Genomic DNA, 17,714 nt, shown 5'->3' with positions numbered 1-17,714 from the left:
TGCAAAAAATGCAAGGTGACAAGGTGAAAAAGACGCTTTTATTACTAGTAACTCTGATTTTAATCAGCTTTTATGGCTATTCTGGCGATAAGAAAATTTATTCTTGGAAAGATAAAAATGGCGTATCAGTATTTTCAGATACTCCTAAACCAGGTGCGCAAGAAATCAAGCTCACCAATCAAAGTTTGTCGATGCCGACTGTTGATACAAGCATTTTAGATGAACAGCAACCAGCGGCTGTGAAAAGCTATAAAGCGGTTATTTCTTCCCCTGCCGATCAAGGCACTGTTCGTGAAAATACCGGTTCAGTGTATGTAACTAGCCGTATAACACCACGCTTTGAGAATGGTTTTAAAATTCAACTACTAGTTGATGGCGCACCGTACGCAGAACCTAGCAATATCAGTACTTTTGCCCTGCGCGAGGTAAACCGTGGCGAACACACATTGCAACTGAAGCTATTTGACCCACAAGGCTCTGTTGTCTCTGTTAGTCCAGTGAGCACATTTTATATGCATAGAGCATCGTCTTTATAAAAACCATGTATTTCTATCAAAGACCATAATTTACTTAAAATATTTGTGCTAAGCTGCTAATAATCATCAACGCACTAAAATGGTGCAACCATGCCCGATAATAAAAATTTTAACCCTGAGTTACTAACTAGCATTTGGCAAAACCTGTCAACGGCAGTGATCTTACTTGATCAACAATTCACCCTTATTTACGCTAATAATAGCGCCAGTGAACTGTTAGGATTAGGCCCTAAACGTATCCTCAATCAACCGTTTGACAGTCTTTTTAATTACCATTCCATTGACCTTAAACGCATTGCACAATACTCTTTGGTAGATGGTGTAGATTGCCACCAGCACAGAGCTGACGTGGTTTTTGTTGATTCTCGTCATGCCAAACTGGCAATTAGTTCGCGTCGCGTGAAGTTACAAAATGAGTATTTTATTTTATTCGAGTGTCGCCAAACTGATGATGAAATTCGCCACGATCAAGCTTCTAATCAAATGCATCAATATCAAGCAGCACGTAACCTAATTAGAGGGCTTGCTCATGAAATCAAAAATCCTTTAGGCGGAATTCGCGGAGCGGCGCAATTATTGCAGTATGAGGTTGATCAGCAAGAACGGGATGAATGTGCAGAATTAATTATTGAACAAGCCGATCGCTTACGAGAGCTTGTTGACAGGCTACTGGGCCCGAATCAATTACCACAAAAGTCATACGGTAATATTCATCAAACCTTAGAGTCTGTAATTAAACTAAGTACATTAGATAATTGCGCCAATATTAGCTTGGAGAAAGATTACGACCCAAGTATACCTGATGTCTATATTGACCAAGGTAAAATTCAGCAAGTAGTACTTAACATCGTTCGAAATGCACAACAAGCGTTAGTCGGTGGTGGCGTGATAAAAATTAAAACACGTATTAATCACCAGCAACGTCGCCCCGGAAAAGCCCCTAAAAAGGCACTGCTGATCCAAATTTCAGATGACGGACCAGGTATCGATTCCAGCATCAAAGAGACATTATTTTACCCGATGATCACCAACAAAGAAGGTGGTTCTGGCTTAGGTCTCTCGATTGCACAAACCTTGATCGATCAACACAACGGCTATATAGAATGCGATAGCTGGCCAGGTCATACAGAGTTTAATATATATCTGCCTTTTGCGGATTAATCGGTTTTTGGAGTTTGCATGAAAACAGTTTGGCTGGTTGATGATGATGCATCTATTCGCTTTGTACTTGAAAAAGCACTAACTCGCGCAGGATTTAATGCTGAAAGTTTTTCTAATGCACAAGACGTGCTGTCAGCATTAAAGTTTAGCCAACCTACGGTACTGGTGTCTGATGTACGTATGCCAGGTATGGATGGTATGGCATTATTAGAACTGATCGCTGAACAAAACCCAGGCTTGCCAGTGATCATCATGACTGCGCATTCAGATTTAGATTCAGCGGTAAATGCGTTTCAAAAAGGTGCTTTTGAATACCTAGCCAAACCATTTGATTTAAATGAAGCCGTTGCGTTAGTAGAAAGCGCGTGTCGCGCTAACTCAACTAAAAAAGTAAAACGTAAACCCGCACCACCTAAAAGTGCCCATATCATTGGCGAAGCGCCAGCCATGCAGGAAGTATTTCGGGCAATAGGTAAGCTGTCAGCATCAAGTATGAGCGTACTTATCAATGGTGAATCTGGCACCGGTAAAGAATTAGTAGCCAGTGCTTTACATAACCACAGCCCACGCAAAGAAAACCAGTTTATTGCCTTAAACATGGCAGCTATTCCAAAAGAGTTGGTTGAATCAGAGCTATTTGGCCATGAAAAAGGCGCTTTTACTGGTGCTGATAGCGTACGTAAAGGTCGCTTTGAGCAAGCCAATGGCGGTACGCTATTCTTAGATGAGATTGGTGATATGCCGCTGGATGTACAAACCCGTTTGCTGCGTGTTTTAGCTGATGGTGAGTTTTATCGTGTTGGTGGCCATCAAAGTATTAAAGTTGATGTCCGGATCATTGCCGCGACTCACCAAAACCTTGAAGACTTAGTAAAACAAGGCAAATTCAGAGACGATTTATTTCATCGCTTAAATGTTGTGCGCCTGCGCCTACCTGCACTGCGTGAACGTACCGAAGACATTGAACGCTTAGCACAGCATTTTTTACATAAAAGCGCCAAAGACTTACAAGTCGAAAGCAAAATTCTCAGCTCAAAAGCCACCGACTTACTACGCTTGTTCAACTGGCCTGGCAATGTTCGTCAACTAGAGAACACCTGCCGCTGGCTTACTGTTATGGCTCCCGGCGAGCTTGTGAGTGAGCAAGACTTACCTCCAGAGATCTTAGCAATTGACGAGACTCAACAAGAGGGTGATTGGCTTGATGCCTTTCAACAATGGCTTAACCTAGAGCTTAAGCAAGGCAAAGAAAACATCTGGCCTAATGTACAAGCGCAATTAGAAACCCGCCTAATTAAAACCGCATTGGCAAACTGTGCAGGACATAAACAAGAAGCCGCAGTAAAAATAGGCTGGGGCCGCAATACATTGACCCGTAAATTAAAAGAGCGCAATATCAACTAACTTCCCTGCTCAAACGAAGGAAAATAAGTTGAAGTTAATCGAGCATATTCCATTAATAAAGCAGATGGAGATACTTAATAGGCTGAGTTTTTTTAGAGAGTTCAGCCTCAATGAGCGCCAAGTATTACTGGAGTCATTCAGTCACTTATACTTAATCAATAAAGATCGCTTTGTGTTTAAACAGTTTGATAACGACAAACAACTGTATATCGTGCTCAGCGGCGCTATTGTGGTATTTAAACATAGTCATTTGATGGATTTAGGCACCATTGAACCCGGCGAATTTATTGGTGAAGGTGCGTTTATAAATAACCGCGAGCACAGCACCAGTGCTCGTGCTAAAAGCGATACCATAGTACTGGCGATTACCAGCGAAGCACTAATACGTTTACCAAATGTGATCCGCGAAAAAATTAAAGACCGCATTATCGAAGGGATGAGTGGACGTATTGCTAAATTAAGCGATTACCTCGAGTCACGCGGCTAATCCATATACACAACCTGTAGCGAACAGTTTAACCATTGCGGTCCTGCAATGTGTGCGTTATAGCGAAATGTATCTGAGGGTTTTTCACCAAAAGGCGTTGCAACCAAAGGGGTTGAATGCGTGTATGACTGCGCAGTATCTCTATAATTGATGACTAAATAATTTTCATAACGCTGCCAAACTAACTGAGCGCGGGCACCGTTTAGTAAAGTAAATTCAACCAAGTTATCAAAAAATCTGACTTTAAGGTTATTGTAGCGGTCTTCAACGCAACCAGTAGTATGCAGCTGTTGCGGCATCTCAAAACCTTGCTCTATTTGCTCACCACGTAAGTAAAAGCCAATATTGCCATCGCTATAGTGATGATTTGCCACCGACACATAATTAAGCTGCGGCTGATAACCCATTGCTTGCATAATATTTGCAAGCTGCTCTGTTTCAGCTGTAAGTAACTTATCTTCGGAAGTTAACAGTGTCGCAGCGGCAAACTCTTTGGGGATTGGTAATTGAATAAACTGATACGGTAATGGTTGTTGCTGTAAGCGTATTGTTAGCTGTTGTTTTTCTAGCTCTGTTAACGCTTGCGTGTACACATATATTGTTGGTTGTTGGCACGCAGTTAGTAATAACAACATGCCAATTAAAATGCCATATTTCATAGTCACCTCAAATAGATTACATCTGTAGTCTATTTGGGGTGACTATTTATAGCAAGTTAATTTACCTGGCTTTTGAGCCAAGCATCCACACTTTTACGGGTATATAGAATATCCTTGAACAAGCGGTGACGTTGAAACTCAAGTAGTTTTTCTTTACTATTTTCACCACAACTTAATTGGCTGTGATTGTCGTTAAAACGTGAAATTAAAGAAAAACCACGATCTGACCTATCAGGCGCTTTTTTTACAATCTTGCTAAGTTCAGACCTTACATCATCAGCGGTCATAAACCCTGAACCCTCCAAGCCCATTAACTCTTTTTTCATGGCTGATCTAACACCCATTTTAAATCTCCAGTACTGCGGCATTTGTAATAAAATGACCAACTAAATATCGAATACGACACGAATAGCAAATTACAGGCCAGCTACTGACGCGGATACTACGCTTGAATTACTACCGTTTTTTTAAAGACGGTAGAAAATTCAAAAAAGTTTCAGATTAATTCTATTTAATGCCCTGTATACTTTTGGCAGCTTGATGCAAAAGTCGCGCACAGCCTTTATACTACAGGCTGTGCCCTACCTTAATGAGATCAAACATGAACGACGAATATATTGAAATTGAATTAGAAGAAGAGCCAATTGAGCTATGCAAACTCTTAAAAGTTCTTGATTTAGTCGAAGGTGGCGGCCAAGCCAAAAACCTTATCACTGAAGGTTATGTTGGCGTTAACCATGAAATTTGTACAATCAAGCGGAAAAAATTATACAGTGGTGATGTGCTTGAATTTGATGGTGAGCTATTTAAGTTAACCCTAAGTGAAGATGCAACACCGGCGCAGCGTGCTGTGGAAAATACTCAATCTGAGAGTGTAAAAAGCCCTGTGCAAGAAACACCAGCGGCACCTAAAAACAAACGTAAACGTACTAAAAAGCCGAAAGTAGATGAAAAAACGGGCCGTCGTCCAATTTCATTTGGTTAATCACCAGCATAACTTGTAAAACAGTTTGAGGTCGTCTTTAATTACTTTCTAAATAACGACAAATAGAAAGCATTTTATGACGACTTCAACAGCCCCTACTTGGCTCAAAAGTGTTGCTTGGGCCGCATTAGTTTGGAATTTACTCGGGGTAATTGCATTTATTATGCAACTGCTTATGACACCTGAGATGATTAGTAAACTTCCTGCAGATCAACAAGCTGCATATTCAAATACCCCTTTATGGTCTACCTTAGCATTTGCTGTAGCCGTTTTTGCTGGCACATTAGGCTGTGTTTTCTTATTGCTTAAAAATGCCATTGCGCGAGCGTGTTTTGCGTTGTCTTTAATCGCGATTTTTATCCAGCAATTTTATAATTTTATCGTCATTAACAGTATTGCCTTACTCGGTGCGAGTGCTGTATTTATGCCACTACTGGTGATCATCATCGCTGTTTTATTATTACAACTTAGTCATCGTGGCAAACAACAAGGCTGGCTGAGATAAAACATCACTGCAAGCTTGCGTTGTTTTGATTGGTTTTACTACCCATGGCTTGAAATCTAAATTTTCAGCATCATCTCAGTATCATAAACTGTCTACTAATCGTGCAATCTGATACTGGTATGCAGTTTGCATTTCACTATTTAAAAGAGGTTACATTTACCATTTAAGGACATTCATCTACTTTAGGGGCATATAATGAATAATAGTTTTGACACCCAAAAACAACTCACTATCAACGGTGAGCAGTTTCATATCCATTCACTGCAAGGTTTAGGCGATAAAGCCAAGCGACTGCCGTTCTCGCTCAAGATCCTACTCGAAAACTTACTGCGCAATGAAGACGGCGTAAATATTAAAAAACAAGATATTGAAGCGTTGCTAAACTGGGATTCACAAGCCAAGCCCAGTGCTGAGGTAGCATTTACACCCGCCCGCGTGGTGATGCAAGATTTTACTGGCGTACCAGCAATCGTTGATTTAGCCGCAATGCGTGACGCCATGGAAAAACTCGGTGGCGATCCTGCGAAAATAAACCCACTCTCTCCTGCCGAATTGGTAATTGATCACTCTGTACAAGTAGATGGCTATGGTAATGATGGCTCATTTGATTTAAATGCCAAGCTAGAATATGAACGCAATAAAGAACGCTATGAGTTTTTACGTTGGGGGCAAACAGCCTTTGATAACTTAAAAGTAGTGCCGCCTGCAACAGGGATCGTTCACCAAGTGAATTTAGAATACCTGGCACGAGTGGTATTTAACGAAGACCGCAACGGGCAAAAATTTGCTTACCCAGATACCTTAGTTGGTACTGATTCTCATACTACCATGATCAATGGCTTAGGCGTGCTTGGCTGGGGTGTAGGTGGTATTGAAGCAGAAGCCGCAATGCTCGGCCAGCCAATTAGCTTGCTGATCCCACAAGTTGTGGGCATGAAGCTCAGTGGCCGCTTACCTGAAGGCACCACAGCGACCGATTTAGTGCTGACCGTTACTGAAATATTGCGTAAGCATGGCGTTGTCGGTAAATTTGTAGAATTTTATGGCGATGGCCTTGCTGATTTACCACTAGCCGACCGCGCAACCATAGCCAACATGGCACCGGAATACGGCGCTACCTGTGGTATTTTCCCTATCGATGATGAAACAATTAATTATCTTCGTTTAACCAACCGTGATGAAACACAGCTAAAACTGATAGAAGACTACGCAAAACATCAAGGTTTATGGCGCAACGATGGCGATGAAGCAAATTACACCGACAAGCTCGAATTAAACCTAAATGATGTAGTGCCAAGCCTTGCCGGTCCGAAACGTCCACAAGACAGAATTGCCCTTGATCAAGCTGGCGAAGTTATTGCCAATCATTTAAAAACCTTTCAAGATGAACGTCTTGCTAAGCGCGACGATAGTGATGAACAGCAATCACGAATTGAAGGTGAAGGCCCTGTCACTAATCCTGATGAGCCAACCAACGAAGCGCAATTTATGGGCGCAGCAAAGGTTAACTTTAAAGGGCAAGAATTTGAGTTAAAAGATGGCGCTTGTGTAATTGCTGCCATTACTAGCTGTACCAACACTTCTAACCCAAGTGTGATTTTAGCCGCGGGTTTAGTCGCGCAAAAAGCTCGCCAGTTAGGAATTAACGTAAAACCTTGGGTAAAAACATCACTGGCACCTGGCTCACAAGTGGTCACTGACTACTTAAAAAAAGCAGGCCTGATGGATGATTTAGATGCACTTGGCTTTAACCTAGTAGGTTATGGCTGCACTACCTGTATTGGTAACTCAGGTCCGCTTGCCGATGAGATCAGTGAGGCAATTCAACAACATAAATTAGTAGTAAGCTCTATTTTATCGGGTAACCGTAACTTTGAAGGACGTATTCACCAAGATGTGAAAATGAACTTTTTAGCCTCACCACCTTTAGTTGTCGCCTATGCGATTGCAGGTCGTACTGATATCGATGTTTATAACGAGCCACTTGCGCAAGATGCTAATGGTAACGATATTTACCTGAAAAATATTTGGCCTAGTGTCAGCGAAGTGAATGAACTGGTGAAAAAAACCGTCACTAAAGAAATGTTCGCTACCAGTTACGGTAATGTTTATAAGGGTGATGATCGCTGGCAACAAATCAAAATTCCTGATGGTAAACTTTATGACTGGGATGATGCCTCAACGTATATTAAAAAAGCGCCGTTTTTTGATGGCATGACGACAGAACCACCAGGCATCCCTACTATTACGGGTGCTCGCTGTTTAGCAAAACTTGGCGATTCCGTCACTACTGATCATATCTCCCCTGCTGGTGCAATTAAAGCAAGCGCGCCTGCTGGCGAATACTTACAAGAAAATGGCGTAGATAAATCGCAATTTAACTCATACGGTTCTCGCCGTGGTAATCATGAAGTAATGATGCGCGGTACATTTGCCAATGTACGCTTAAAAAACTTGCTTGCACCAGGCACCGAAGGCGGTGTAACGCGCACTCAACCTGATGATGAGCTTGCCAGTATTTACGATGCTGCAATGGCGTATCAACAGCAAGGCGTGCCACTCGTTGTGCTTGCCGGTGCTGAGTATGGTACGGGTTCATCACGAGACTGGGCAGCGAAAGGTTCGCTATTATTAGGTATTAAAGCGGTCATTGCGCAAAGTTATGAACGTATTCATCGCTCGAACCTAATTGGCATGGGCGTGCTACCACTGCAATTTAAAGCAGGTGAGAGCCATGAATCACTGGGGTTAACAGGTCAAGAGCAGTTCGATATCGAAGGTCTCTACGATAAAACCAAGGAAGTTAGTGTCGTTGCCACCAATAGCGAAGGCAAAAAACTAAGCTTTAGTGCCGATGTCCGTATTGATACCCCCAAAGAGTGGGATTACTACAAACATGGCGGCATTTTACAGTATGTATTGCGTAATATGTTAACTAGCTAATTAATCTATAATATTAGGGCTTTGCAAAATTAATTTGCTTAGCCCTTAATTTTTTGATGTAAAACAAGTCAGCTTACTCATTATTAACTACACTTAATTCATCTTATCATTAACGCCTGCATACTATGACCGAGCAAAAGATCATCAAAGTACTAAAAGTATTTATTGTCCTTGGCATATGCCTTATTGTGACTGGACATTATTTATTAGTGTCTGATCTGTTTGGTGAACAAAATAGTATTCATGGCATTATTATCAGCGCCGCTTTTATTGCTATTGGGGTGCTATTTTCTCTGCCTACAAAAATTTACCTCACTATTGTTTTAATGAACATAGAGGCTGTACATGACCAACATGTATAGCAGCAAGGTCTTGCAATTAATCAAACCATTTAACACCTCTAAAACTTTATTAATAGCGGCACTTTTAGTGCTTTGCTTACCCACTCAATTACGTGCAAATGAAAAACTGATTATTGCATCCGGTAATTTTGCACCTTATTTCATGCAAGATAACGTAACCGGTAATGGTTACTTCGATCAGCTTGTGGTTCAAGTGTTACGGATACAAGGCTATCAAAACCCGCAGTTGGTGCCGTTAAATAATGATGCTATTCAACGCTACTTCAACAATAAAGTCGCTGATATCGCGATCAACTATACGGCACAACCAGCTGCACACGCCTTTACTTCTCGTTATCGTGTGCGATTTATGAACCGCGTGACCATGCTCCGTTCTGCATGGACCGAGAAAGTAACTACGCTGAACGATTTGAAAAATTTAAGAGTCGGTAGTTTTATAGGGGCGAGCGATATCTTTGGTGCTGAGTATAAAAACATGGCGACACAGGTATTCACTCACTATAGTGAAGTAGGAAATCAACAAGCCCTAAATAAACAGTTACTTACCAATAAGATCGATGTCCGTATCGGTGATTATTTAATGCTCTACTGGCATACATCAACAAACACCCAACTTGACCCTACAAGTTTTATATATCGCGATATTTTAAACTATCAAGGCTCTTACATTGTTTTTCAAGATAAGTCTGTCAGAGATAATTTTGATGAAGGCCTGACAAGGTTAGTTGCTTCAGGAGAACTAATGATAGCTACTGAGCGTTGGTTAAAAGCTTATAACCTGCCAATCATTAAGCAACAATTTTTTGTAACACAGCCCGAAAAAACACAGCAAAACAACGCTATTGAAGCAAATTAATGCGTCTCATCTAACGATTTAGTGCGATGCTCTAACTGTTCTTTCACTTGCTCTGCATCTTCAAACAGCTTTTTCATCACCGCAGGATCATAAACACTGCTTGAGTTTGGCATTAAAGACATATTAGTTGTTTTTGAGGTACCTTTTAAAATAGACGTATCTTCTGCGGCAGTTACCGTAATATCACGCGGATCTAGAATTACTTTTTCACTTGTACCGTTAGGATTAGGCTGATCGGAGTAATGCCATTGCCCTTGCTGATCTTGCCATTTATAAATAACGGTCGTTGCTACTGAGCTTTCATCGGTAATTGATTCAACAACTTTTTGACTAGTCTCACTGACCAATTTGGCAGCTATAGCAAAGGTGTCACTTGATAACTCAACCATTTGCTCTGTTAGCTGATTTGATTTACTACTAATACCATCACTGGTTAACCACGTTTGGCCATCGGGTCGTTGCAAGTAAAATAATGCCGCGACACTGATCAGCAATACCATAATCGCTAGGTACGCAAAATACTTCATCTTCAATCCTTTGAGTTAAATTTTTTTCTTTCTATTTTCTTACTATCATTGATAGCGAGCTATGATTTTAGCTAGGTCACCATTATCTTTCAAGCTTTGTAAAAAATCATTAAATTCTTTTGCCCGCTTCTTGCCACGCTCAGTATGTGCAAATTGTAGCTGCAAAGGCGCCTCACCGACATTAAAAGCACTTACACCAAGAGCTGAGAATTTAGGGTATTTATTGACGTACCAATCAAAAACCGCGCGCGACATAATAGTAAAACGTCTACTAATATGGTTATCATTATAAAGACTCTGTAATACATCTAGATCCGAATAAAAGTTCTCACGATGTAGGATTTGATCACGCACCAATGGCTCATATTCAGGATATACATAACCAAAGCGCCCTAGCAGTACACCATTATGCAGCACTTTTTCATCTTGAAAATCACTGGGGTTTGCACCATGGGTCACCACCATGACATCTTCAACCATCACAATTTCTTGACTCCAATAATACTTATGGGCTGTCAAGAGCCAACTTTCAGATTCCATACGCGCATCAACCTCACCATTACAAACCATTTTCTCCGAGCGCATTTCAGGGACATATGTATACTCAATAGTAAGGGAGTGCTGCTCAGCAAACTGGGTTATTAACTCATTCAACAGTCCTTTTTTAGCGCCTCCAATAATGTGATATGGGGGATAATTCTCATCAGGTAACGCAACACGAAAGGTGTCAGCAAAAGAGTGGTTTGGAAAAAATAAAAACAAGATAGCAAAGTATCTATTCATCAATGATGCACACAAAGCTAATGGCTACTTACTTTATACTGTAGTCAAAAAAATAAAGCACAGCTAGTAGGCTGCGCTTTAGGAATTTAATGATAACCGTAAGATTAGATCCCATCACCATCAATGTGTAGGCCACATTCGCGGTTTAGACCAAAAAAACGGGTCTCTTCTTCGGTCATACCTGGCTCTAGTTTACGCGTAGTATGCACATCGCCCATTGACACATAACCTTGCTCCCATAATGGGTGGTATGGTAAGTCATGTTTAGTCAGGTACTGATAAACATCGCGATTTGACCATTCAATGATTGGATAAACCTTTACCGTGCCACGGCTAATTTCAACAACTTGCTTGTCAGCACGTGTCGATGATTGGTCACGACGCAAGCCGCTAAACCAAGTACCTGCATTTATATCTTTTAATGCGCGAGTCATTGGCTCAACTTTATTAAGCTGGTTATATTGTTTAATACCCGCTTCGCCTAGCTCCCATAACTTACCAAACTTGGCTTCTTGCCAAGCTGGGCTTAACTGCGACTTATACACTTTCAAATTTAGTGATAAGCGTTCGGTCATTTGCTCAATAAACTGATAAGTCTCTGGAAATAAATAACCTGTATCAGTTAGCACCACTGGAATATCGGCTTTTTGTGACGTTACTAAATGCAACATTACCGCGGCTTGAATACCAAAGCTTGATGATAAAAACTGCGTATCTGGCAAGTTTTCCAGTGCCCATGCTACACGCTGCTCAGCGCTCATATCTTTTAATATGCGGTTAGCATCAGCAAGCAGTGTTACTTGGCTTTCTTTATCAAGCTGTAAAATGTTTTTAAATTCACTCATAGTAAATTCCAAACCTTAGCAAGCGCGAACGCTTGCTTTAAATTATGCGTAGAAATCGGTGACTGAGACTTTAACTTCAGCAACAATGCCTTTGCGGATCACAAAATCACCAAAACATTCGCCGTCGTTACGCTCACTTGCCCATTGACCTATTAATTTATCAAAGGCCTCTAAATACACGTCTTCACCGACATTCTCTAAATACAACTTAGGAATACGAGTACCTTCAAGATTGCCACCTAAGTAAACGTTATATTTGCCAGGTCCTTTACCCACCAACCCTGCTTCAGCCAACATTGCGCGGCCACAGCCATTCGGGCAACCAACAACACGCATGATAATACTATCATCAGGAATACCGTGTTTAGCAAGCAGCGCTTCAGTTTTTTCAATTAAGCTTGGTAAATAACGCTCGGCTTCCGCCATCGCTAAAGGGCAAGTCGGCAGTGAAACACAGGCCATTGAGTTTTTTCGCTGCTCTGAATCTTTGTCATCAATCAAACCGTGTTCACGCGCTATTTTTTCAATTATTGCTTTTTGATCAGCAGGCACACCGGCAATGATCAAGTTTTGATTTGCCGTCATACGAAAATCACCTTGGTGAATTTCAGCAATTTTACGACAACCTGTTTTCAGTGGTTTACCCGGAAAATCTAAAATACGACCACTTTGGATAAATAAGGTTAAGTGATGCTTACCATCAATACCTTCAACCCAACCAATGCGATCGCCACGATGAGTAAACTCATAAGGGCGGCTTGGTGCAAATTTAACCCCTGCACGTTGCTCTACTTCCGCTTTAAATACATCAGTACCTACACGATCTAAGGTGTATTTAGTTTTTGCATTTTTACGGTTTGAGCGATTACCCCAGTCGCGCTGTACAGACACCACATGCTCAGCAATTTTTAGCGTATCTTCGAGTGCGATAAAACCAAAATCATCGGCTTTACGTGGATACGTTGCAGTATCGCCGTGAGTCATAGCAAGACCACCACCTACTAGCACGTTAAAACCAACTAATTTACCGTTATCAGCAATCGCGACAAAGTTTAAGTCATTCGCATGCACATCCACTTCGTTGTTCGGTGGAATAGTCACTGTGGTTTTAAACTTACGTGGTAAGTAAGTTGAACCTAAAATTGGCTCTTCTGTGGTTTCGCTTTTTTCGCCGTTTAGCCAAATTTCAGCATACGCTTTAGTTTTTGGTAACAAGTGCTCAGAAATTTTCGCTGCCCACTCATACGCTTCTTGATGCAGCTCAGATTCAACCGGATTAGTAGTGCATAGTACGTTACGGTTTACATCACCCGCTGTTGCGATTGAGTCAATGCCCACGCTATCCAACATTTGGTGCATGCCTTTTATATTTGGCTTTAACACACCATGAAACTGAAACGTTTGGCGAGTTGTTAAACGAATACTACCGTAGCTGGTTTTTTCATCTGCGAACTTATCAATTGCTAACCATTGCTCTGGCTTGATGATACCGCCAGGCATACGTGCACGTAACATGACGTTGTGTAATGGCTCAAGCTTTTGCTTAGCACGCTCACCACGAATATCACGGTCATCTTGCTGATACATCCCGTGGAAACGAATTAACTGAAAGTTATCCGCAGTGAAACCACCGGTGATCTCATTTTTTAAGTCTTGTTCAATTGTGCCACGTAAAAAGTTACTTTCTCTTTTCAAGCGCTCGTTATCAGAAAGCTTTACGTTTTTATCTTGTTCGCTCATGTTTAATCCTAAATTTGTTACAGTGACGGCTGTTAGCTTTTAATAAAATAAACTACGTGCGCTTAGTACACGTCTTTCTGATAGCGGTTAGCGCTGCGCAAATCTTTCAAGTATTGATCTGCATCTTCATAGCTCTTACCTGTGTTCTCGCTAATAATATCAACCAACGCATTGTGCACGTCTTTTGCCATTCGATTAGCGTCACCACAAATATATAAATGCGCGCCCGCTTCTAGCCATGCAAATACGTCTTTGCTGTTTTGGCGTAGCTTGTCTTGCACGTAGACCTTCTCTGCTTGGTCACGGCTAAACGCCACATCAACTTTACTTAGTAGCCCTGATTTTAAGTAACCTTGAATTTCTACTTGATATAAGAAATCTTGGGTAAAGTGTGGGTTACCAAAGAATAACCAGTTTTTACCGGATGCTTCGCGGGCATCACGTTCTTGTAAGAAAGCACGGAACGGCGCAATACCAGTACCAGGGCCGACCATGATCACTGGCGTTTCGTCGTTAGCAGGTAAACGGAAGTTATCGTTATGCTCGCTATATACTTTTACTCTACAGCCTTCTTCGGCACGACGTGCTAAATAACCCGAACAACCACCTAAGTGCTCACTACCGAATGCCTCAAATTCAACTAGACCAATGGTTAAATGCACTTCATCTTCAACCTCAGCTTGGCTTGAAGCGATAGAATATAAACGCGCTTGTAGTTTGCGTAGGCAATCAACTAAAGTTTGTGCTTCAAGCTTGGCTGGATTTTGGCGGATCACATCATAGATTTGACGAGGCTCGATGTATTCACGCATTGCCGCTTTATCTTCAACCAGCTTTAATAACTCAGGTGTGCCTGTCGCTATCGCGTACTTTTCCACAAAGCCAGGGTATGACTGAGTCAATTCAAGTTTTTCAATCAGTGCATCACGAATACTGAGCTCTTCATCAGCGATTTTAACTTGGCTTGCAGCATCAATTTGCGTCAGTGTCAGTACTTCATCAACCAGTGCTTCATCATTTAAGAAGTACACACCCAGCGAGTCACCCGGTGTGTAAGTAATATCAGACCCTTCCAGTGAAATCTCAACATGGCGCACATCTTTGCTAGAGTCACGACCAGTGATCTTTTGCACTAGGCTAAGCTCTGCTGGAAATGGGTTTTGCTTAGTATATTGGCTGGCAGCTGTTGCTGGTGTACCAAATGACACCACTTGCCCACCTGTTGCGCCTTGCTGTGCTTTTAAATCAGGTTCAAATGCATCAAGTGCTCCGCTGATCCAGCTGGCGGCTTCATCATCGTAATCAACGTCTAAATCAGCACGCTGATAAATGGTTTCTGCACCGAGCTTATTTAAGCGCTGTTCAAAATCTTTTGCTGTTTGACAGAAGAACTCATAGCTTGAATCACCTAAACCTATAACCGCAATTTTAACGCCATCAAGCTTAGGTGCTTTTTTGGTTGCTAAAAACTCATGTAATGTTTCTGCATCTTCAGGCGGCTCACCTTCACCGTAAGTAGAAACAACGACAGTTAAGAATTTTTCTTTTTTCAGGGCCGTTGGTTTGTAATCAGCCATGCTAACTAACTTAACAGCTAAACCACGAGACTCCGCTTGCTCTTTGAGCTTAGTCGCTACACCTTTTGAATTACCGGTTTGTGAGCCATATAAAATGGTCAATGCAGCTGCATCTCCAGCACTTGGCGCAGCACCTACAACACCACCTAAGGCCGCCGTATTGGCATTCGCAGCAAGGTAGCCACTTACCCAAGCTTGCTGAATTGGATTAAGCTCAGCCACTAAACCTTGCAGCTTTTGTACTTGCTCTTGCGATAGCGGACTTGCCGCGGCATTGAGTTGACCTAACAACATGAATTAATTCCCCGTAACCCTGAAAGTTATCTGCAAAATGATCACTGATTACAGTAATCACTTTGCCTAAAATTTGTGTCGCCTTTAAGGCAAATAACTCAGGCCCTAAAGATTTCTCTGAGTGTGAAGAATAACGGGGTACGCGCCAATAAAAAAAGAATAGAATCTGCTTTGTTATTCCATTTAGTTATTAATTTATAAATTAACCAGTAAAAACAGATTAAAAGGTAAAAATAACTGCTGATGATTTCAGCACCACGCTTAGCCGATCAGAAATATCATACAAAAATTTATTCACTTCATTTTTTTCAAAATACAAATTAACTTTTTTGCAACAAATCTTGAGTAGGCTATAGTGGATTTGGCCACATTCTGTGCGCCGACTATAAATACAATAAGGAAACACTATGTCACACGGGGCATATAGAAAACTCATACTCAGCAGTGCTATGTTAGCTACAGCACTTCCCTGCATGGCCAGCATTAATAATGGTGACTTTGAAAACTGGTCAAGTAATAGCCCAAACGGCTGGAGTACGATTGACTCAGGCATTACACTATCAGCTTCAAATACCATAGTGAATTCAGGAGCTCTTGCTGCAAAAGTAGTGGTTAATACCGCTAGTCAAAGCAATACTGATTTACTGCAAGAAGTTACTGTTGAGGCCGGCAAAAGCTACTTATTCTCAAGCTGGGTTTATCACACCGAAGGCGGCATTAAAGCGCGCTTAATTGCCGACGGCTATCAAGGCTATTCAAATCCAGCGTTATTAAATCAGTGGCAACAAATAAGCTATACATATACAGCAACCAGCAATGCTACGATTACCGTGGGCCTGCGTTTTTACGATGTCAGCGGCTTTGATGGCAGTGAAACTATTTATGTGGATAGTTTTACACCAGGTTCTAGTGATACCACCCCACCGCCACCAGTCGGTTGTGCTGATAACACCGTTAACTTAGCACTGACAACTGATAACTATGGCGAAGAGACTAGCTGGCAGATCACTAACGCCCAAGGCATAGCAGTTGCGTCAGGTGGCAGTTATAGTGGCAACAACAGCTACACAGAGCAAGCTTGCTTAGTTGATGGCGATTACACATTTAGTATTTTTGATAGTTACGGCGACGGTATTTGCTGTTCATTTGGTAATGGTAGCTACGCGCTAACATCTGCCCAAACAACATTGGCTAACGGCAGTAGTTTTCAAAGCAGTGAAGCAACTCCCTTTATACTTGGTGATAATACCAACCCCGAAACGCCACCCATCGAGCCAACTGGCTACTATGTTACAGCACAAGGTTTAACGGGCTATGCACTTAAAACCGCGCTTTATAACATTATTAAAGGTCACAACTCACAAGGTTATTCAGCTATTTGGAGTTTTTACGATCTTGCTTCACGGGATAAGTACTTTGAAAATGACAATTCAATACTCGATCGCTATTCAGAAAATCCCACCGGTCAAGACAGCTATAACTATGTCGCTGTAAGTGATCAATGCGGCACTTACAATAGTGAAGCTGATTGTTATAACCGCGAACATTCATTTCCGAAAAGTTGGTTTGGCGGCACAAATGAGCCTATGAATTCAGACGTACATCATATTTTTGCAACCGATGGTTATGTTAATTCAAAACGTAGCAATTACCCATTTGGCGAAGTAGGCAGCGCCAGTTTCACCTCAAGCAATGGCAGTAAACTTGGCAGTGCAGCCAGCTCGATTAATTACTCAGGCACGGTATTTGAGCCAATCGATGAGTTTAAAGGTGACTTTGCTCGCGCCTACTTCTATATGGCAACCCGCTACGAAAACGTCATTGGTACTTGGCAAAACAATACCACGGCTAGTAATGCCGTACTTAACGGCTCTAGTAACCAAGTGTTTGAGAATTGGGTAGTGACTATGTTGGTTAATTGGCATAACGACGATCCAGTCAGTCAACTTGAACTAGATAGAAACCAAGCCGCTTATGAGCATCAAGGCAATCGCAATCCATATATCGATCATCCAGAATTTGTTGAGATGATTTGGTAAAAGGGCTGCGG

17 protein-coding genes are annotated in these 17,714 nt (G+C 41.6%); 10 read left to right on the top strand and 7 right to left on the bottom strand.

Annotated features, from left to right (window positions below; translation table 11 throughout):
• Positions 1-23: 23 nt before the first annotated feature.
• The 4 genes from H5154_RS16410 (at position 24) to H5154_RS16395 (ending at position 3,588) form a co-directional block, all read left to right on the top strand.
• On the top strand, positions 24-536 hold the full coding sequence (locus H5154_RS16410) for a DUF4124 domain-containing protein (RefSeq protein ID WP_246175485.1): 513 nt from the start codon (positions 24-26) through the stop codon (positions 534-536).
• Positions 537-626: 90 nt separating this feature from the next.
• Positions 627-1,697: a nitrogen regulation protein NR(II) gene (glnL, locus tag H5154_RS16405; RefSeq protein ID WP_145237942.1), complete on the top strand. Its 1,071-nt coding sequence runs from the start codon at positions 627-629 to the stop codon at positions 1,695-1,697.
• A gap of 18 nt (positions 1,698-1,715) precedes the next feature.
• Positions 1,716-3,101, top strand: coding sequence for a nitrogen regulation protein NR(I) (gene ntrC / locus H5154_RS16400; protein WP_145237940.1), 1,386 nt, complete (start codon positions 1,716-1,718; stop codon positions 3,099-3,101).
• A 28-nt stretch (positions 3,102-3,129) separates the two neighbouring features.
• Positions 3,130-3,588, top strand: a complete 459-nt coding sequence (locus tag H5154_RS16395) for a cyclic nucleotide-binding domain-containing protein (RefSeq protein ID WP_182718978.1) — start codon at positions 3,130-3,132, stop codon at positions 3,586-3,588.
• On the opposite strand, the gene H5154_RS16390 is transcribed toward H5154_RS16395, so the two are convergent.
• Both H5154_RS16390 and H5154_RS16385 read right to left on the bottom strand, forming a co-directional pair.
• On the bottom strand, positions 3,585-4,247 hold the full coding sequence (locus H5154_RS16390; protein WP_182718977.1) for a hypothetical protein: 663 nt from the start codon (positions 4,245-4,247) through the stop codon (positions 3,585-3,587). The two genes, H5154_RS16395 and H5154_RS16390, sit on opposite strands and share 4 nt — an antisense overlap.
• Positions 4,248-4,303: 56 nt before the next feature.
• Positions 4,304-4,591, bottom strand: coding sequence for a hypothetical protein (locus H5154_RS16385; protein ID WP_182718976.1), 288 nt, complete (start codon positions 4,589-4,591; stop codon positions 4,304-4,306).
• Positions 4,592-4,848: 257 nt separating this feature from the next.
• Here H5154_RS16385 and H5154_RS16380 point away from each other — a divergent pair, with 257 nt between their 5' ends.
• The 5 genes from H5154_RS16380 (at position 4,849) to H5154_RS16360 (ending at position 9,898) form a co-directional block, all read left to right on the top strand.
• A complete protein-coding gene (locus tag H5154_RS16380; protein ID WP_064667768.1) occupies positions 4,849-5,232 on the top strand; it encodes an RNA-binding S4 domain-containing protein in 384 nt (127 codons plus the stop codon).
• A 76-nt stretch (positions 5,233-5,308) separates the two neighbouring features.
• Positions 5,309-5,737 (top strand): hypothetical protein, encoded by a 429-nt coding sequence (locus H5154_RS16375; RefSeq protein ID WP_145237927.1) that lies wholly within the window; start codon positions 5,309-5,311, stop codon positions 5,735-5,737.
• Between the two features lie 195 nt (positions 5,738-5,932).
• The gene (gene acnA / locus H5154_RS16370; protein WP_182718975.1) at positions 5,933-8,680 is read left to right on the top strand and encodes an aconitate hydratase AcnA; all 2,748 of its coding nucleotides are present in this window, start codon (positions 5,933-5,935) and stop codon (positions 8,678-8,680) included.
• A 125-nt stretch (positions 8,681-8,805) separates the two neighbouring features.
• A complete protein-coding gene (locus tag H5154_RS16365; protein WP_149980454.1) occupies positions 8,806-9,042 on the top strand; it encodes a hypothetical protein in 237 nt (78 codons plus the stop codon).
• The gene (locus tag H5154_RS16360; RefSeq protein ID WP_182718974.1) at positions 9,026-9,898 is read left to right on the top strand and encodes an ABC transporter substrate-binding protein; all 873 of its coding nucleotides are present in this window, start codon (positions 9,026-9,028) and stop codon (positions 9,896-9,898) included. Before H5154_RS16365 ends, H5154_RS16360 begins: the two co-directional genes overlap by 17 nt.
• On the opposite strand, the gene H5154_RS16355 is transcribed toward H5154_RS16360, so the two are convergent.
• The 5 genes from H5154_RS16355 to H5154_RS16335 form a co-directional block, all read right to left on the bottom strand.
• Positions 9,895-10,425, bottom strand: coding sequence for a DUF4124 domain-containing protein (locus H5154_RS16355; RefSeq protein ID WP_182718973.1), 531 nt, complete (start codon positions 10,423-10,425; stop codon positions 9,895-9,897). The genes H5154_RS16360 and H5154_RS16355 overlap by 4 nt on opposite strands.
• A 45-nt stretch (positions 10,426-10,470) precedes the next feature.
• Entirely contained in the window at positions 10,471-11,208 is a 738-nt protein-coding gene (locus tag H5154_RS16350) for a transporter substrate-binding domain-containing protein (RefSeq protein ID WP_182718972.1), read from the bottom strand.
• 104 nt (positions 11,209-11,312) lie between these two features.
• Complete coding sequence (locus tag H5154_RS16345) at positions 11,313-12,053, bottom strand: phosphoadenylyl-sulfate reductase (protein WP_182718971.1); 741 nt, start codon at positions 12,051-12,053, stop codon at positions 11,313-11,315.
• A gap of 42 nt (positions 12,054-12,095) precedes the next feature.
• Entirely contained in the window at positions 12,096-13,793 is a 1,698-nt protein-coding gene (gene cysI / locus H5154_RS16340) for an assimilatory sulfite reductase (NADPH) hemoprotein subunit (RefSeq protein ID WP_149980449.1), read from the bottom strand.
• Between the two features lie 62 nt (positions 13,794-13,855).
• Positions 13,856-15,664 carry an assimilatory sulfite reductase (NADPH) flavoprotein subunit gene (locus H5154_RS16335; RefSeq protein ID WP_182718970.1) on the bottom strand — a complete coding sequence of 603 codons (1,809 nt, stop codon included), beginning with the start codon at positions 15,662-15,664 and terminating at the stop codon, positions 13,856-13,858.
• Positions 15,665-16,071: 407 nt separating this feature from the next.
• Here H5154_RS16335 and H5154_RS16330 point away from each other — a divergent pair, with 407 nt between their 5' ends.
• Complete coding sequence (locus H5154_RS16330) at positions 16,072-17,703, top strand: endonuclease (RefSeq protein WP_182718969.1); 1,632 nt, start codon at positions 16,072-16,074, stop codon at positions 17,701-17,703.
• Positions 17,704-17,714 lie beyond the last annotated feature (11 nt).

The organism is Pseudoalteromonas sp. SR44-5, from assembly GCF_014163675.1.
Classification (GTDB): domain Bacteria; phylum Pseudomonadota; class Gammaproteobacteria; order Enterobacterales; family Alteromonadaceae; genus Pseudoalteromonas; species Pseudoalteromonas rhizosphaerae.
The sequence above is the reverse complement of the archived record's forward strand: the minus strand, read 5'-3'. Positions and strand labels throughout refer to the sequence as shown.